The sequence below is a fragment of the Planctomycetota bacterium genome, assembly GCA_035574235.1.
GTDB lineage: Bacteria > Planctomycetota > MHYJ01 > MHYJ01 > JACPRB01 > DATLZA01.
In genome coordinates, this window is record DATLZA010000076.1 from 21,973 (window position 1) to 37,979 (window position 16,007).

A 16,007-nucleotide genomic window follows, 5' to 3' on the forward strand; every position below is an offset into this window, starting at 1 on the left:
CGTGACAAGAAGAGAACCGCGCCCCGCCCCGCGCCCCCCGCCGACTTCCCCCTGGAACGCCTCCCGACCCGCGGTATACTTACCGGCGTGAAACACATCCCCCTCGGCCGACGGCGCCCCTCGCGTCTCGGAGACGCCCTGCGGCGGGATCTCATCGAAGACGCCCGGCGCATGACCCCCGAGGAGCGCCTCCAATGCGCCCTCCGCCTCACCCGGGCCGCATGGCGGATCCATCTGGCCGGCCGGTCCGCCCGCGCCTCCGATCCTCCCCCACGCCCATGAGAACAACCGGCCCCGGCCAGCCCGACCAGCTCCTCCTGGACGTCCTGGATGCGCTCCGCAGGATCCGCGTTCCCGCCGCCGTCGCGGGCGGATTCGCCGTTTCCTATCACGGCCTGCCCCGCGCCACCCGGGACGCCGACGCCGTCGTCTGGCCGCGAGGCGCCGGCATGGATCCTGACCAGCTGTCCCAACACCTGCGCACCGGCGGCTTCGACGTCGTCCTCCGCCACGGCGATCCCGGAGATCCCATCGGAGCTTCCCTGCAGATCAGGGATCCCCATGGAAACAGCGTCGACCTCCTGATCGGGGTTCGAGGCATGGATCCCGAAGCCCCGTCCCGAACGGTCGAAGCCCCCTTCTTCGACGACCGCGTCCGCCTCCTGGGGGCCGAGGACCTGATCGCCATGAAACTCTTCGCCGCCGGTCCGGTCGACATCGAAGACGTCCGCTCGATCCTCCACGTCTCCGGCCCCACGCTCGATCTTCCCCTCCTCCGGCGGCTCGCCCGCCGGTACGGGCCCGAGGAGGAAAAGGCGCTTGACGCGCTTCTGCGCGAGGCGGGTCTTCAGGCCCCGTAGAACGCCGCCACCGCCGCAACGACCGCCCGCTGCTGCTCCTCGGTGAGCTCCGGATACATCGGGAGCGCCAGCGACTCCCGCGCCGCCCGCTCCGCCGCCGGAAACTCCCCCGCCCGGTGCCCCAGCGCCGCGAAACACTCCTGGTGCGGAAGCGGCACCGGATAGTACACCTCCGTCCCGATTCCCGACCGCTCCAGATGCGCCCGCAGCGCGTCCCGCTCCGGAGCGCGGATCACGAACTGATGGTAGACGTGCCCCGGCTCGTCCGCCGGCGTCTTCACGCGGCCCTCGAGCCCCGCCTCCCGGAAAAGGGCCCGATACCGCGCCGCCCGCTCGCGACGCGCCTCGGTCCAGCGCGGCAGGTGCCGCAGCTTCACCCGCAACACCGCCGCCTGGAGCGCGTCCAGCCGGAAATTTCCCCCCACCACCCGATGGCGATACTTGGGATTCATCCCGTGCACCCGCAGGATCCGCAGGCGCTCCGCCAGCGCCGCGTCGTCGGTGGTCACCATCCCGCCGTCCCCGAAGCCCCCCAGGTTCTTCGAAGGAAAAAACGAGAAGCACCCCGCGCGCCCCGCCGCCCCCGCCGCGCGCCCCTTCCCGTCCCGCGCTCCGATCGCCTGCGCCGCGTCCTCCACCACCGGCACCCCGAGCGCCCGAAGCGGCTCGAGATCCGCGCACCGGCCGAAAAGATGCACCGGCACGATCGCCTTCGTGCGCCCGCTCAGACGCTCCCGAACCCGCGCGGGATCGAGGTTGAGGCTTTCGGGATCGACATCCACGAACACGGGCCGCGCCCCGAGCCGCGCCGGCGCCCCCGCCGTCGCGAAAAACGTGTAGGCCGGAACGATCACCTCGTCCCCCGGCCCCACCCCCAGCGCCCAGAGCGCCGCCAGAAGCGCATCCGTCCCCGACGACATCCCCACCGCGTGGCGCGTTCCCACGAACGCCGCCGCCTCGCGCTCGAACGCCTCCACTTCGGGGCCCAGAATGAACTGCTGGGAATCGCAGACCCGGTCGATCGCGGCGCGGATTTCGTCGCGGATCGAAGCGTACTGCGCCTTGAGATCGAGGAGCGGAACGCGGATCACCGGGAGGCCCGAAAGAGGGCTTCAACGTCCAGGGAGAACCCCGGCAGCACGGCCGACCGGAACGTCCGCCCCTCGCGATGGATCTGCATCCGGCGCGCGCGGCCGAACTCGTGAACCTCCACGATCTGGGCGAAGAGGTCGGCGATCCAGTACTCCCGCACACCGGAGCGTTCGTACAAGTCTCTTTTCCGGCCTCGGTCCAGAGCCGCCGTGGATGGAGAACTCACTTCAATGAGGAGATCGGGAACGCCCTGAATGCGATTCGCCCGGATCAGGGAGATCCGTTTTTTCGAGACAAAGACAAGATCGGGTTCCACGATGTCATGCTTCGACAGAGCGACATCCACCGGCGCCGGAAGAACCTCGCCCAGCCGCTGCGACTCCACATACTCCGCCAGAAGCCGCCCCAGGCGGAACACCACCCGCTGGTGGCTGATGTTCGGCGCCGGAGTCACGATCTCCTCCCCTCCCACGATCTCGTGACGGTTGCCGTCGTCCGGCAGGCGGACCAAATCGGCATAGGTGAGCTTGCGGGCGGCGATCGCCATAACCGGAATCCTACCCGCGGCCGGGCGGGGAGTCAAAGCCGCCTAGTAGGTGAAGACCACCCCGAGGTGGAAAATCTTGTTGTCGAACTCGGTGTCCGCGGCGACGTCGCCGGTCACCTCGCCCGTCCGGAAGGTGGCTCCCCCTTCGGCGGCGAGGTAATCGGTGAAGCGATAAGCCGCCGAAACGCCCGCCGCAATGTAGCGGCGCTCGACTCCGAGGGCCGAATCGGTCTGCTCGACCTGGAGGCGGGCGCGCGCCGTCAGATCCTCGATCACCTCGTACTGAGCGCCGAGCACGAACCGGTTGACCATCTGGAAAGGATCGCCGCCGCCCGCGAACGTGAACAGGCGCGCGAAGTCCGCGAAGAAGGTCAGCCGCTCCATCGCCTCGTAGCGCACCCGCGCGATGGCCTCGATGCTGTTGCCCTCTTCTTCATCGTTGGTGCCCCGGATCCGGACCGACTGGACGTGCGCGAACCCGACCAGGGCCTCGATTGAAAGCCGGGGGCCCACGTCGCCCCGGAACCCCAGCCGGCCGTACCAGCCTTCCGCATCCGCCGTGCCGCCGCGGGACTGGCGGTCCGAATAGTCGATGAGGAGATACCCGCCCTGGAGCAGCCAGTCGTACCCGTTGGCCAGCCGGTAGACGAACGCGCCGTCGAACCGGTAGTTGTTGTTCTCGACGCTCCGGAAGGCCGACTCTTCAAAACGCACCAGCTGGGCGTTGGCCGCGGCCTCGAAGGCCACCGTGCGCGTGAGATCGTAGGAGAAGCGGGGGGAGGTGTCCGACACCAGCCGCTCGGCGCGGTTGATGAAGACCGCGTCGATGGGGTCGCTCTCGTTCCGGAGGATCTGGACGATTTCCGCCGTGAAGCGCGACTCCACGTACCGGGCCCGCCCGAAGAAGCGCTGCTCGTAGTCGCGGGCGCCTTCCTCGTCGGCGTAATACTTGTAGTTGCCCAGGAAATCGGCCGAGGCGTCGAACCGCGGCTCGGCGTAGTCGATCCGGGCGCCCACGAAGGGGATCCAGACCGTGTCGTCCGTCTCGTCGTCCTCGGTGAGGAAGATGTTGTCGTCGAAGTAGGCGGCCAGGCCCCCGCTGGCGGTGAAACTGACCGGTTTGGGCTTGAGCGGCCCGCGGTCCTGCACGCGCTCGTGGGTGACGCGGTCGATCCAGCTCGTTCCGAAATCCTGGGCGGCGACGGCCGCCGGAAACATCCCGAACGCGACGACAACGGCGAGGATCTTGCCCATCGGGCGTCGGTCCTTAAATCGTTACGCTCCCTATCCCCTGTCCCTACGCGACGACTTTTCCCGACTTCCCGGTCGCGAAAGGCCTTCTCCCGGACGAGTATCGGCCGGGAAACGACGTGGCCTTAAGGCGCCCCCGTGGGGGTCACCTGGATGAGCTGCTGGAGCGACGGACCGCTGGCGAAGTTGGCCAGCGTCACCGGATCGGCGTTCCCGAAGACCAGGCGCTGCTGCGGCGTCCGCATCGCCAGATAGCGGCGCGGCCCGACCTGGGGCCCGGCCTGCGGCGTCGAAGGCGCCGTCGCCCGCACCCGCGCCGTCACCGCCGGCACGTCCAGGCGGCCCAGCGCGCCGAAATCGAATCCGCCGTCCCCGACGCGGAACGCCGCCGCGCCCTCGGGCGAAAGCACGGTCCCGGCCGCCTCGATCTCCAGCGCCGCCCCGTGGGTCGCCAGGCGGAAACCCTCCGCGGCGCGCTCCAGACGGACGCCCGCCTCGAGCAGCACTTCGCGCCCCGGCGCCACCGACACGCGCACCGGCGCCGCGGCGGAGAGGCTCTCCACAAGCGTGCCGGAGACGAGCACGGGGGCCGCGCCCGCTTCCCGGAGACCGATGGCCTTGCCGGTCACGAGCAGATCGCCCACGCGGACGCCGCCCTCCTCGAAGCGCACGGAGCTTTCGGGAGCCGCGGCCAGAAGAAGCGCCGAAAGGACCGCGAAGTGTTTCATGGCCTATCCCTTCCCCACTCTTTCGGAAAGCTGACCAAGAATAGCCCGACCGGGGCGCGCCTGTCAAGAAAGAAATCCCCCGAAGGCCGGGATCTCCGTTTTTCGGAACTTCCGCCCCCGGATGGACTTCTCGCATGCATTGACGAACGGCGATCCTGTGGTATAGTCCTTCGGTGCTTTAGACCGAATTATCCCTACCGGACTTCCCAACCAGCTACGAGGGAGGGCGCGAATGAAGCGCATTGCGCGGACGTCGTGGATCCTGTTCGGGGCGGCGGGACTCCTGGCCGTGACGGCCGTGGTCGTGCGCGGCGCTTCCGAGCGCGCCGCGCGGCCCGCGCCGGCATCCGTCGCGCGAGCCGCCCGTCCGGCGGCGGCCCCCTCCACCGCGAAGGCTCCGCACACCCCCGCGTCCGCTCCGGCCGCGCGGACGGCGGACGATCCGGCTCTGGCCCGCCCCCTGGCCTGCTGGCGCGTCTTCGAGGAAGAGCGCCCGGGCGCCCTCTCGTACCGTTCCTTCAATTATGAGGCCCACGTGGACCGGCGCGGGCTCCGCTTCCAGGCGGGCGGCCGGTTCCTGGCCCTCCGCGGCGCGCGCCTCGAACAGGGCGACCGGTCGCTGGCCCTCCACGCCGGGCGGGACGCCGAACGCGCCGCCTACGGTCACGCCCGGATCGACCGCGGCATCGCCGCCGAGGAGTACGTCTTCGAAAACGGCCGCGCGGAGCAACTCTTCGTCATTCCCCACCCTCTCGCGGCCGCCGGCGTCCTCCGCGTGGCGATCGCCGTCGAAACCGACCTTGACGGTCCCGTGACGGCCCTTCCGCGTTCGACCGAAGGGAGACTCCGCGCGAGCGGACTGGTCTTCTCGGACGCCGAGGGGAAAACGAAAATCTCCTACCACACGGCCGTCGCCGTTGACGCCCGCGGCGAGAAGGTCGCCCTCGAGCCCCGCTACGAGAAGGGAGAGATCCTCCTCGAGGTTCCCGACACGTTCCTGGCCAAGGCCGAGTTCCCCCTCACCGTGGACCCGTTCGTGGAGCTCGATTTCTCCGCCTCCGGCGGCGGATTCTCGATCACGGGGTCCTTCTCGGACGCGCCGTCCCTCGCCATCGAGGGCGGCGGCAATCCGTACGTCGCCTGGTCGGAGAACGTCGCTCCCCAGAGCGGAGGCACGGGGAACTTCGAGATCTACCTGCGCTACTGGAACGGTCTGGCGTGGGTGGCCCTGGGCACCTCCGCGACGGGCGGAGGCATCAGCAACAATTCCGGAAACTCCGTCAAGCCCCAGGTGGTCCTCGAAGCGGGCGGCCTGGGAAATCCGATCGTCGTCTGGGAAGACGTCACGAGCGGAAATCTCGAAATCTTCCTGCGCCGCTGGGACGGCCGGCTGTGGGCGGAACTCGCCGGCTCGGCGGATCCCTCGGGCGGCATCAGCCACACCTCCGGCGAGTCGCGCAATCCGACGGTGGCGTTCACCAAGGCCATCAGCCCCTTCTCCGATCCTCCCTCCGTCGTCGATGTTCCCATCGTCGCCTGGGAGGATACCTCCTTCGGCTCCTCGGAGATCCTGTGCCGCGTCTTCTACCCCGGCGATCCGGGCGACGGCCTGGATCCGAACACGACGGCCGACGACGTGCCCCCCATCCGGGAGGGGTGGTACGAATTGGAAAACTCCGGCGGCTTCGGATTCGGATCCGTCAGCAACACTCCCGCCGCGCCCTCGGAGCGGCCCCGCATGGTGACGGACGTCAACGGCAATCCGATCGTCGTGTGGCAGGACGCGGTGGATATCAATAACCCGGCTGCAACGTGGGAGATCTACCTGCGGCGGTTCACCCCCGATCAAGTCATCCACCCGTTCTACGGAACACCCATTGCGTCCGGCAACCCCTTCTACCCCGACCCCTTCCAGGGTTATGTGCAGGTCCAGGGATCCTGGAATCAGGTTTCCGGATCGGCCACCGGCGGCGGAATCAGCAATACCCCGAACCCCGGAACCGGCGCCGGACGCTCCATCAACCCCAGCGTCGCGATCAAGTATCCCGGGCCGGGAAGCCCGGAGCACATCTACGTCGCCTGGGAGGAATCCACCTCGAGCAGCAACACGGAAGTTTATGTCGCCGTCAGTATCAACCAAGGCGCCTGGAGCGCCGTCGGCACGGGACCGGGAAGCACGCCCTCCAACTCGGGAGGCGGCGTCAGCAATACCCCCACCTTCTCCCGCAATCCCCAGATCGGCGTGGACGGCGTCAACCGGCCGGTCGTCGTCTGGGTGGACGACGAGCCGGGCAACCTGGAAATCTATCTGCGGCAAACCGATCAGCCGGCGGGCGGCAACTGGGTCGAAGTCGGGTTCCAGAGCTTCTCCGCGTCGCCCGATCCTTCCCTCACCGGTCGAGGAGGCCTCAGCAAGACCTTCTCCGCCTCCCTCCGGCCGGTCGTGCAGGTCGGAAACCTGGGGCTCCCGACGGTGGCCTGGGCGGACTTCAGCGGAAATCCTTCCGGAAGCTCTCCCGGCTCCTTCGAGATCTTCGCCAAGCGTTTCTACATGAACGAGCCGCGCAGCCTCCGGCAGGTGCAGAACGACTCTCCCTTCACCAACACCGACATTCCGGCGGGAGGGTTCACCACGCTTTCTTCCATCCAGTTCCGCTGCACGCCGTTCAGCGAGGACACCGCGCGGCAGGTTTACATGGAGGTGGAGGTGAAGCCCACCAACACCCCCTTCAGCGGCCAGGAAACGCTCTCGAGCGGTCTCGTTTCCATCAATCCCACGACCCACCTGGGCACGAGCGAATGCGTGATCGTCTTCACCGGCCTCGTCAACACGAGCTACCACTGGCGCGCCCGCACCGTGGATGAGATCGGCCGTTCTTCGCCGTGGATTTCCTTCGGAGGCAACGCCGACGGACAGGCCGACTTCACGATCACCTCGACCGCCACGGTCCCGCCTCAGGCGCCCATCAACCTCCTGGCGGGCCTGGCTTCGGGAGGCGGCGTGGCCCTGAACTGGAGCCCGCCCCCCGGCGGGGGCGCGTCCACCTACAACGTGAAGCGCTCGACGACCTCCGGCGGTCCCTACACCACGATCGCCACGGGCGTGACGACCCTCTCCTACACGGACACGGGCGTCTCCGCCGGCAACACGTATTACTACGTGGTCTCCGCCGTCAACTCGGCGGGCGAGAGCCCCAATTCCAACGAAGCCTCGATCACGATCCCGACGGGCGGGGGTGGAGGCGGTGGTGGGGGCGGCGGAGGCGGCGGTTCCGATGACGAAGAAGCCTGCGGCCTCCTGGGGGCCGAGGCGGCGCTCGCCCTGGCGGCTCTTCTCGCTCTGCGGCGCCGGCGCCCGTAGTCGAACTTTCCGAAGCGATCCCGGAAGGGGCGGCCGAACCGCCGGCCGCCCCTTCACCCTTCAGCGGGCCGCCGGCGCCGCCTCCCGCCGTTCGACCGACCCGCCGTAGCTCACTTCGATCTCCTGCGCCGTCGCGGGGGAACGGACGCGCACCGTAAACGATCCGCCCGACTCCAGCCGCCCCTCCGCGTCGAACGCCACCGCGATCTTCCCGTCCGGCGGCACCGCCGTCCCCGCGGGAAACTCGAACGCCGCCTCCCCCGCCAGCACATATTCCTCTCCCGGCAGAAGGCGGCTCACCCGAACCTCGTCCACGATCCCGGCGAACCCGCCCCGCTCGCCCCCCACGATGAACGCCGCCCCCGCCGGCGTCCACCCCGCCTGGCCCGGCCGCACATCCACCGGCACCCGATTGACGTAAAGCCTCAAGTCGCGCCCCGAGTAGAGAAGCTGCACGTGGCACCACGCCTCGGGCGGCACGCGCGACGCCCCCGATGAAACCGAAAGCCCCCCCGCCCGCCCCACGATCCGGCCGTCCGCCTCCGCCGCCAGCTCCACGCCCTCGGCCAGCGTGCAGAGCACCCCGCGGCCCGTCCGCCCCGCCCGCCGCTGAAACCACAGCTCCACCGCGAACCCCGGATCCACCCCCGGAAACGGCACGTCGCCGCCGTGAATCGTCCCGCCCCCCGAAAGCTGGATCCCCTGCCCCACCCGTCCCGGCACGCGCGTGCCGTTGCGGATCCGCGCGTCCCGCCCGAACGCCCCCGCCTCCGGAGGGTCCTCGAAATGCCACTCCGCCGCCGTCTCCTTGACGAGCAGGTGCGCGGCCCGCCGGGGCACGTCGAACACCACCCACGCCGGCGCCCCCGACGCCCGCGCCCGGTCCCGCGCCGCCCGGAAAAGCGCCGCCACGTGATTGGCCGAAGCCACCACCCCGAGGTCCTTCCCCGCGTCCTGGAGAAACGTCACCGAAAGCCCCAGAACGAGAGCCAGGATCACGATGACGACGAGAAGCTCCAGGAGGGTCAGTCCGCCTTCACGCGGGCCGCGGCCGGCCGTCATCCGATTCACCGAATATCGTCCGACGTGCCCGGCTTGCCGTCCCCGCCCACGCTGCGAAGCTGGAACCGATCGGGGTTGACGAACGTCTTCGTGGCGGAACTTTGCTCGGGCGCGACCGTCAGCTCCTCCCCGTCCTCGGTGAGGCGGTACTTCAGCACGGCCGGGCGCGGCCGCGCGTAGTCCCGATGATGAAGGTAAATGAGCGTGAAGCCGAAGAAGTCCCGGTACTCCCGAAGCTCGTTGTCCCCGAAGTACCAGTCCGTGAGATTCGCGGAGGCCTTGTCCCGGTCCGTGTTCCCGAACGACTCGTCCCCCGGAGGCTGATAGAGGACGCCCCCCCGCTTGCGCGACGAAAGGCACGCCACGAGCGCCTCGATGCCGTTGTTGATCTCGTTCGGGGCCCGGCCGCCCAGCCCGTCCACCGACGAGGGCGGATAATCCCCCCAGCGCGTCCGGTACGACGCCAGCGCCCCGGAGATCGTCCCGATCATCGCCTCCGTGGAGTTGGCCCGCGACGCCGACAGCGCCGCGTTCACCCCGACCGTGGCCAGCGCCGCCAGGATCGAAAGAATCACGATCACCACCAGCAGCTCGAGGAGCGTGAACCCGGCCCTATTGCGGAATGCTTTCATAGATCCGGACGTTGTCCGCCTCGAAGACGTACTCCTGCCCGTCCGGCGCGCGCCCGAAGATCGACACGCGCCACGGCCCCCGCGCTCCCGCGAGATTCACGGGAATCTCCCGCGTCACGGGCGTCCACCGCGCCGCCGCCGGATTCCAGACGGATACCGTGAAATGCGCCGCCCGGTTGCGCTCCCCCCGCTCGATCCGCAGGCGCACCTCCCGGGGATCCGGGGGCGCTTCCTTCACCGGCATCCACCCGGTGCTCATGTCCCTCCGCTCGATGTGAAGGTTCTCGCTCCCGGACGGCAGCAGCCACAGCTTCCCCGTCCGATCGAGTCCCACGTGGAATCCCACCCAGCTTTCTCCCTGCCGGGAATGGTACAGCGACACGCCGCACTCGGCGTGTCCCATCCGCTCCGGATACAGGGTCACTTCGAGCGCCTGAAAGTGTTCCCCCGGAAACTCGCGCGACAGCGTCGTGGCCCCCCAGGACACGATCGCCTGCCGGCCCGCGAACCGCACCCGACCGCCCCGCCCGGGGACGTTCTCGAGCGTGATCGAGATCCCGTACTTCTCGTCCGCCTCGATCCAGTTGTGGCCCACCGTCCGGCCCGGCTCCCGCTCGAACCGCTCGTCAAGCCGCACCGCCGTCCCTTTCCAGCGCTCGATCTCCTCGAGCGCCCGCTCGAGGTCCGCCACCACCCGCTGCGAGAAGGGATCGGACCACTGAGCTTTGAGTTTCACCGCCTCGGCGAACTCCCGCGCCGCCAGAGTCAGCCGCGCCTCGTCCCCCTCGAGCGGCGCGTGATAGTACTCCACGTACCCGAGCACGTGAAAGACCACCGGATCGACCGGCGCCTGCGCCCCCTGGAAGAGCGACGCCGCCATCCGCGCCGCCGCCTGCGCGTCTCCCGGCCGCCCGAGCGCCGCGTAGGCGCACGCCAGCGAAACCCACGGCTCGGGCCGCGTGGGATCCAGATCCTTCACCCGGCGCAGGAGCGTCTCCGCGTTCAGGCGCCGCTCCTCCGCCTCCCGCCGCAGAGTTTCCGCCCGCGCCTCCTCCGCGGCCGCCAGGGCTTCTCCCTCGAGCCGCCGCGCCGTGCGCAGGTACGCCGCCGCCGCCCCCGAAGCGGCCGGCGCGTAGTCCGGATCCGCCCGCAGCGCCGCCAGAAAATGCTCCAGCGCCGGCTCGTCCGCCCCCTCCCGGAGCGCCACGCACCCGAGAACCGCCCGGGTTTCCGCGTTCCGGGGATCCGCCTGCCGCGCCCGGTCCAGCGTCTCCGCCGCCTCCTTGCGCCCCGCGATGAACTGCGCCAGCCCCGCCACCCGAAGCGCCTCCGCCGACGCCGGATCCCGGTCCAGCGCCCGCGACGCCAGCCCCTCCGCCTCCGCCGCCCGCCCTCCCAGAAGAACGAGCGTCGCCAGATTCGTCCATGCCTCCGTCAGGTACGGCTGCGCCCGAATCGCCTCGACGAACCGCGCCGCCCCCTCGGCCGCCCGCCCTTCGAGAGCCAGGACGACGCCCGACGCGTTCAGCGCCTCCGCCTTCGTCCAGGCTCCGGCGGACCCGTCCGTCCCGCCCGGCTCCAGCCGAAGCGCCTCCGCCAGGCTCTCCTTCGCCTTGGCCGTATCGCCCAGCCGCAGCTGCGCCAGCCCCCGCAGAAGGTGCGCCTCCGCGCGGTGCGACGGCGTCACGTCCGGCGCGCCGCCGAACTTGAGAAAGAAATCCCCCACGACCTCCAGCGCCTCCCGCGGACGATCCAGGTCCAGCAGGCACCGCACGAGCCCCAGCTTCGCCCCGTAGTGGCGCGGCGAAGCCTCCAGCGCCCGCTCGAACGCCAGGCGCGCCGCCTCCGGCAGCCCCAGGGACCGCCAGACCCGCCCCGCCTCCGCGTGAAGGTCGCCGCCCGCCGCTCCGGCCGAAGCCCCTTCCAGGTACGCCTCCAGCGCCGCCCCGTAATCCCCCGCCTCGATCGCCAGCTGCCCCAGAAGAAGCGCCGCCTCCGCATGGTCCCGCCGCGCCTCCAGCGCCCGCGCCAGCTCCTCCCGCGCCTCGCGCAGCATCCCGAGACCCACGAGCTTCCGCGCCAGTTTCACCCGCTCGTCCGCCTCCTTCGGCCCCGGCTGAATCCGCGCCGTCTCCAGACGATACTGCTCCTCGTGCGTGTAGTTGTACTCCCACCGGACGAGATCCTCCTTGCGCAGGTTCACCCGCCGGCCCGCCTTGTCCCGCAGAATGATCTCGCCGGCCGTCTCCGCCAGAAGGTGCCCTTCGAACTTGGTGCCGTTCTTGTGGTACGCGGCGAAAAACTCGCGCTCCCGCTCCGCGCGCCGGTCGGAACGCGCCGGCGCCTCCGGCTCCTCGAGCTTGCGCAGCGCCTCGATCTCCGCCGCCAGCGGGAGATCCGCCGCCCCCAGGACGGGCGCGCCGGGAGAAACCCGCGGATACTTCCTCGCGCCGGCCAGCCGGTTGTAGGCCGCCGTGGCCGGCCCCGGACGCAGAAGCGGCGCGGGCGGCGCCTCGTCGCGCGGCTCCGGCGGCCTCAGGTAAGGCACCGGCAGCCGCGCGGCCGTCTCGCCCCGGAAGATGTCCCGCCCCTGCCAGTACCGCCCGAAGTTCTCTTCCGGAAACTCCGGCGCCCTCGGCGAGAGGCGCTCGTAGGCCGCCTCCGGAGGCGCCACGGGCGGCTCCGCCGCCGGCCCCAGCCCGCCCGCCAGGCCGCCCCCCACCCAGACAACGCCCGCCGCCACGGCCACGAGCGCCGCCCACTGCTCCTTGTTGAGCGCCTTGAGAAGTTTCATCGGACCGGAGCCTTCTCATCCACCCGCAGGATCGCCACGGTCATCGTCGCCTGATAGAGATCCTTGGACGCCTCCGACCGGCGCGCCTCGAACTGCGTCACCGCCAGGTATTGCCCCTTCTTCTGCGCCCCGTGAAGCACCTTGAAGACCGACTCCGCCTTGCCCGCGAACTTCATGAAAACCCCGTACGGCGTCACGAAGGAGGCCTTCCGCCCCGACGGATCGTCCTCCCGCGTCGCCGGTCCGGCGCTCGCGTCGATCGCCTCGATCCGGTCCACCTCGGATTCGATCGCCAGCGTGGCCAGCCTTTCGACCGCCGCCAGACGCAGCAGGTTTTCGGCCACCCGCTCTTCCTCGGCGCCCTCGTCGGAAATCGAAAAGGGCGCCAGCGCGATCCGGGCCTTGACCGCCTTCTGACGAAGCTCCTCCCCAAGCTTAATCTTCAGATCCTCGTAGTGCGCCCGGGCCCCTTCCGCGGGCTTGCGGAACCGCTCGGCGGGGCGGAACGCCGTGTCGGCCACGAGCGCCGCCAGGACCTTGCGGCCCTGCTCGCGCTCCGCCCGCGCCAGGCGCAGCGTCTCCTCCGACGGCACCCCCTGGGCCGCGCGCGCCTCGAGATCCCTCCGCTCGCGCTCGCGCCGCGCGGCCGCCGCCCGCGCCCCGTCCCGCAGCGGTGCCAGGACGAACGCGTTATAGAGAATCACCGCCAGCACGGCTCCCGCCGTGGCCACGAGAAACGTCCGGTTCTCCTTCCAGAAGTAATCCATGCGTCACTCGAACTGCACGAGGATCTCGAACGCCCGCCAGCCGGCCTTCTCGCCGGCCCGCTGGGACTGGATCGACGCCTTCACGCCCCGGGGCGGATCGGCGAGCTGGTCGCGCAGCGCGCGCAGCGCCTCCCGCGCCCCGCCGCGGATGTTCTCGTCCACCTCCCCCGCCACCACGATCGACTTCGGCGGCGCCGGCCAGCGCAGCACCCCGCGCTCCAGTCCGTCCACCACGTCCTCCTCGGCGAACGGCTCCGCGTGGCCCTTGACCCGGATCTCGCGGCCTCCAAGATCCCCTTCCAAATCCCCGACCACGAGCCCCCGCTGGCGGGAAAGAAACGCCACCCGGACCCGCTCCGCCGTCGCCAGGAACCGGTCGTCCCGCCGCGCCGGCGGCTCTCCCAGCCGGATCTCCTGAACGGTCATTCCGGCCGGAAGCGCCCGCCGGAGCCGCGCCACGAGGTCGAGGACCACCCGTCCGCCCGCCACGGGTCCGCCCAGGGCCTCGAGCCGGGCGGCCAGGTCCCGCTGATCGCTCCGCAGGGTCTCCATCTCCTCCATCCGCTTGCGGATATCCGCCGTCCGGGCCTGGAAGGCCGCCAGCGCCGATTCCTCCGCGCCCTTCCGGAAGGCCGCCAGCGCCGTGGCCACGCCCAGCGACACGGCCAGCGCCGCCCCGCCCACGGCCAGCCAGAAGGTGGAACGGAAAAAGTTCCGGCGCCGCTTCAGGCGATCCGGAAGGATCGAAAGCGTCGCGGCCGCCAGCGCCGGCGGCGGAGAGCCGATCTGCCCCAGACCCAGCGCCACCGCCATGTCCGTCGGCAGCCGCCGGAATTCCTCCAGATCCGGCCCCTCCAGCCCCGAAAGATCGAGCTTCGCGAAAGGATCCAGGAACTCGACCGGCACCTTGAGCGCCCCCGAAAGGTACCCCGACAGCCCCCGGAGCCGGGCCCCTCCGCCCGAAAGGAGCACCTTGTCCACCGCGAAATCGCGCTCGTTGAGCTGAAGCCGGGCGTGCTGAATCGACGAGGAAACCACCCCCGCGAGCTGGCCGGCCGCCGCCCGGACGGGCGCGCGAAGCTGATCCTCCTTCTCCTCGTCGGCGTTCGGGCCGGGCGGGCCGAGGTTCGCGTGAGCCGCCTTCAGGCGCTCCGCCTCTTCGAGCGAAACCCCCAGCGAGGCGGCGATCTGCTGATCGAAAATCCTCGCCCCAGAGGAGACGTTCCGGGCGAAAAGGAGCCTCCCGCCGCGCACGAAGGCCAGGTCCATCGCGTCGGAGCCCAAGTCAAGGAGCAGGACGGTCCCGCCCTCGGGCTCGCAGGCGTTCCGATACGCCGCGTACAGGGCGAAGGCGTTCGGCACCGCGTCCCGGACGTCCACGCCCGCGCGCCGCGCCAGCTCGATCCGCTCGTCCACGTAGGCGCTCTTGGCCAGGCCCACGAGCGCGAGGTACTGCGGGAAATACGCGTCCGGCTCGCGCAGCGTGCAGTAGTCCACGTAGAGCCCGCCGCCCTCCCCGCGCCGCTGCTCCAGCTCGTAGCCCATCATGACGCGATAGTTGAGCGGCTTCATGGCCGGCTGCAGCACGAGCTGGAGATTGAGGTCCCGCCCGGAGAGCCCCACCACGCCCGGCCGGGATCCGTTGCGCGGCCCAAGCGCCTCGTAGAGAAGGCGGGGGAGCGCGGCCTTCGCCTCGGCGCCGGCGTCCTCCGGGCGGGGAGCGCGCCGGCGCGCCGCCGCCACGACCTTGTAGCCGCGCACGGTGCGCCGCACCGCGGCCACCTTCAGGGCCGTCGATCCGATGTCGATCCCGTAAGGCATAACCGACCGTCCGATCCGCTGGCGGAAACGCGCCTCAGGGCCTCAACGTTCCCAGGAGCGTCCGCGCCTCCGAGGCCGCCTCCGACTGAGGATACGCCGCCAACAGCGCCTGAAGCATCTGCCGGGCCAGGAACCCCTGTCCGGCCCCGGCGCAGGCCCGCGCCCGCTCCAGAATCCGCCGCGCCCGTTCCGACTCGGCGTCGGGAGCCGAAGCGGCTTCCGCGCGCAGGCTTTCCCGGAGCGCCTCCGCGGAGCCCTCCAGACCGCCCCCTCCCCATTCCCGCGCGAAGCGCTCCAGCGCCTCGATCGCGCGCGTCAGATCTTCGGGACGACGGGAGAGGCGCGCTTCGAAGGCCCGAGCCCGCACCTCCAGCCACTCCTGCCGCTGGCTGTCCTCGAGGCTCTTGAGTTCCGCTTCCATCCGGTCCCTCAGGCCGGGGTCCCGCGCGTCCTTCACGGCTTCCCGCAGGAGCGTCAATGCTTCCCCGAAGCGCCGCCCTTCCCGCGCGCGCCGGGCCGCCTGGAGCGGGTCGCCCGAGCCGGAACCCGCGCCGGCCTCGCGGAGCTCGATCGCCAGCTCCGCCTGCTCGGCCCCCGGTTCGCAGGCCAGGTCGAGGACAAGGTTCGGGCGGCCGTCGGCCGTTCGGAGCGAAACCCGCGCGGGCCGCGAGATTTCGATCGTGAAGTCGCCTTCCTCCGAGGACACCGCCAGACGGGCGGCGCGCGCGTCCGGAGCTTCGGGAACGCCCTGGACGCGGGCGGAACGGGGAAGCGCGGCGGCCAGAGAAACGCGGTCGATCTGCCGGAGCGGCTCGCCCCGGAAGCGCCACGAAACCCGCGCGCCGTGGTCGGAAAGGGAAATGCGCTCTTCGAACTCCACGTCGCGCAGGTCCACGGGGCTGGGCATCCGGCCGTGCCCCACGAGGTCGGCCGCCTGTTCCGCCCAGGTCGCTTCGCGCGCGAAGATCTGCGGCAGGCCGCCCGCCTTTTCGCTCTCGAGGCGCGCCTGCAGATTCAGAACCACCGGCCGTCCGCGGAGGGCGACCTGAAGGACGCCCTGGCGCGTCGCGAGGATCCGATGGGACGCGCGCC

Annotated in this window: 13 protein-coding genes; 3 read left to right on the plus strand and 10 right to left on the minus strand. The window is 70.6% G+C overall.

Features of this window, described 5'->3' with window-relative positions:
• Positions 1–87: 87 nt before the first annotated feature.
• Positions 88–282, plus strand: a complete 195-nt coding sequence (locus VNO22_06405; protein ID HXG60983.1) for a hypothetical protein — start codon at positions 88–90, stop codon at positions 280–282.
• A complete protein-coding gene (locus VNO22_06410; protein ID HXG60984.1) occupies positions 279–860 on the plus strand; it encodes a hypothetical protein in 582 nt (193 codons plus the stop codon). Before VNO22_06405 ends, VNO22_06410 begins: the two co-directional genes overlap by 4 nt.
• Here VNO22_06410 and VNO22_06415 read toward each other — a convergent pair.
• The 4 genes from VNO22_06415 to VNO22_06430 form a co-directional block, all read right to left on the minus strand.
• A complete protein-coding gene (locus tag VNO22_06415; protein HXG60985.1) occupies positions 848–1,951 on the minus strand; it encodes a DegT/DnrJ/EryC1/StrS family aminotransferase in 1,104 nt (367 codons plus the stop codon). The genes VNO22_06410 and VNO22_06415 overlap by 13 nt on opposite strands.
• Complete coding sequence (locus VNO22_06420) at positions 1,948–2,499, minus strand: Uma2 family endonuclease (GenBank protein HXG60986.1); 552 nt, start codon at positions 2,497–2,499, stop codon at positions 1,948–1,950. The genes VNO22_06415 and VNO22_06420 overlap by 4 nt, the downstream gene beginning before the upstream one ends.
• A gap of 42 nt (positions 2,500–2,541) precedes the next feature.
• Positions 2,542–3,753, minus strand: a complete 1,212-nt coding sequence (locus VNO22_06425) for a hypothetical protein (GenBank protein ID HXG60987.1) — start codon at positions 3,751–3,753, stop codon at positions 2,542–2,544.
• A gap of 122 nt (positions 3,754–3,875) precedes the next feature.
• On the minus strand, positions 3,876–4,478 hold the full coding sequence (locus tag VNO22_06430) for a hypothetical protein (GenBank protein ID HXG60988.1): 603 nt from the start codon (positions 4,476–4,478) through the stop codon (positions 3,876–3,878).
• A gap of 232 nt (positions 4,479–4,710) precedes the next feature.
• Between VNO22_06430 and VNO22_06435 the strand changes: the two genes are divergently transcribed.
• A complete protein-coding gene (locus VNO22_06435; protein ID HXG60989.1) occupies positions 4,711–7,839 on the plus strand; it encodes a fibronectin type III domain-containing protein in 3,129 nt (1,042 codons plus the stop codon).
• A 60-nt stretch (positions 7,840–7,899) separates the two neighbouring features.
• Here VNO22_06435 and VNO22_06440 read toward each other — a convergent pair whose 3' ends face one another.
• The 6 genes from VNO22_06440 to VNO22_06465 all read right to left on the minus strand — a co-directional run.
• Positions 7,900–8,901, minus strand: coding sequence for a LamG-like jellyroll fold domain-containing protein (locus VNO22_06440; protein HXG60990.1), 1,002 nt, complete (start codon positions 8,899–8,901; stop codon positions 7,900–7,902).
• 5 nt (positions 8,902–8,906) lie between these two features.
• Positions 8,907–9,533: a prepilin-type N-terminal cleavage/methylation domain-containing protein gene (locus VNO22_06445; GenBank protein ID HXG60991.1), complete on the minus strand. Its 627-nt coding sequence runs from the start codon at positions 9,531–9,533 to the stop codon at positions 8,907–8,909.
• Entirely contained in the window at positions 9,514–12,327 is a 2,814-nt protein-coding gene (locus VNO22_06450; GenBank protein HXG60992.1) for a tetratricopeptide repeat protein, read from the minus strand. The genes VNO22_06445 and VNO22_06450 overlap by 20 nt, the downstream gene beginning before the upstream one ends.
• Positions 12,324–13,094 (minus strand): hypothetical protein, encoded by a 771-nt coding sequence (locus tag VNO22_06455; GenBank protein HXG60993.1) that lies wholly within the window; start codon positions 13,092–13,094, stop codon positions 12,324–12,326. The genes VNO22_06450 and VNO22_06455 overlap by 4 nt, the downstream gene beginning before the upstream one ends.
• Positions 13,095–13,097: 3 nt before the next feature.
• Positions 13,098–14,915, minus strand: coding sequence for a pilus assembly protein PilM (gene pilM, locus VNO22_06460; protein HXG60994.1), 1,818 nt, complete (start codon positions 14,913–14,915; stop codon positions 13,098–13,100).
• Positions 14,916–14,949: 34 nt separating this feature from the next.
• The coding region (locus VNO22_06465; protein HXG60995.1) for a hypothetical protein at positions 14,950–16,007 on the minus strand (1,058 nt) is incomplete at its 5' end.

What these genes read in the sequence shown, in the direction of transcription:
- VNO22_06410 (HXG60984.1), top strand. Translation starts at nt 279, where the DNA reads ATGAGAACAACCGGCCCCGGCCAGCCCGACCAGCTCCTCCTGGACGTC.
- VNO22_06420 (HXG60986.1), bottom strand. Translation starts at nt 2,499, where the DNA reads ATGGCGATCGCCGCCCGCAAGCTCACCTATGCCGATTTGGTCCGCCTG.
- VNO22_06425 (HXG60987.1), bottom strand. Translation starts at nt 3,753, where the DNA reads ATGGGCAAGATCCTCGCCGTTGTCGTCGCGTTCGGGATGTTTCCGGCG.
- VNO22_06430 (HXG60988.1), bottom strand. Translation starts at nt 4,478, where the DNA reads ATGAAACACTTCGCGGTCCTTTCGGCGCTTCTTCTGGCCGCGGCTCCC.
- VNO22_06435 (HXG60989.1), top strand. Translation starts at nt 4,711, where the DNA reads ATGAAGCGCATTGCGCGGACGTCGTGGATCCTGTTCGGGGCGGCGGGA.
- VNO22_06440 (HXG60990.1), bottom strand. Translation starts at nt 8,901, where the DNA reads ATGACGGCCGGCCGCGGCCCGCGTGAAGGCGGACTGACCCTCCTGGAG.
- VNO22_06445 (HXG60991.1), bottom strand. Translation starts at nt 9,533, where the DNA reads ATGAAAGCATTCCGCAATAGGGCCGGGTTCACGCTCCTCGAGCTGCTG.
- VNO22_06450 (HXG60992.1), bottom strand. Translation starts at nt 12,327, where the DNA reads ATGAAACTTCTCAAGGCGCTCAACAAGGAGCAGTGGGCGGCGCTCGTG.
- VNO22_06455 (HXG60993.1), bottom strand. Translation starts at nt 13,094, where the DNA reads ATGGATTACTTCTGGAAGGAGAACCGGACGTTTCTCGTGGCCACGGCG.
- pilM (HXG60994.1), bottom strand. Translation starts at nt 14,915, where the DNA reads ATGCCTTACGGGATCGACATCGGATCGACGGCCCTGAAGGTGGCCGCG.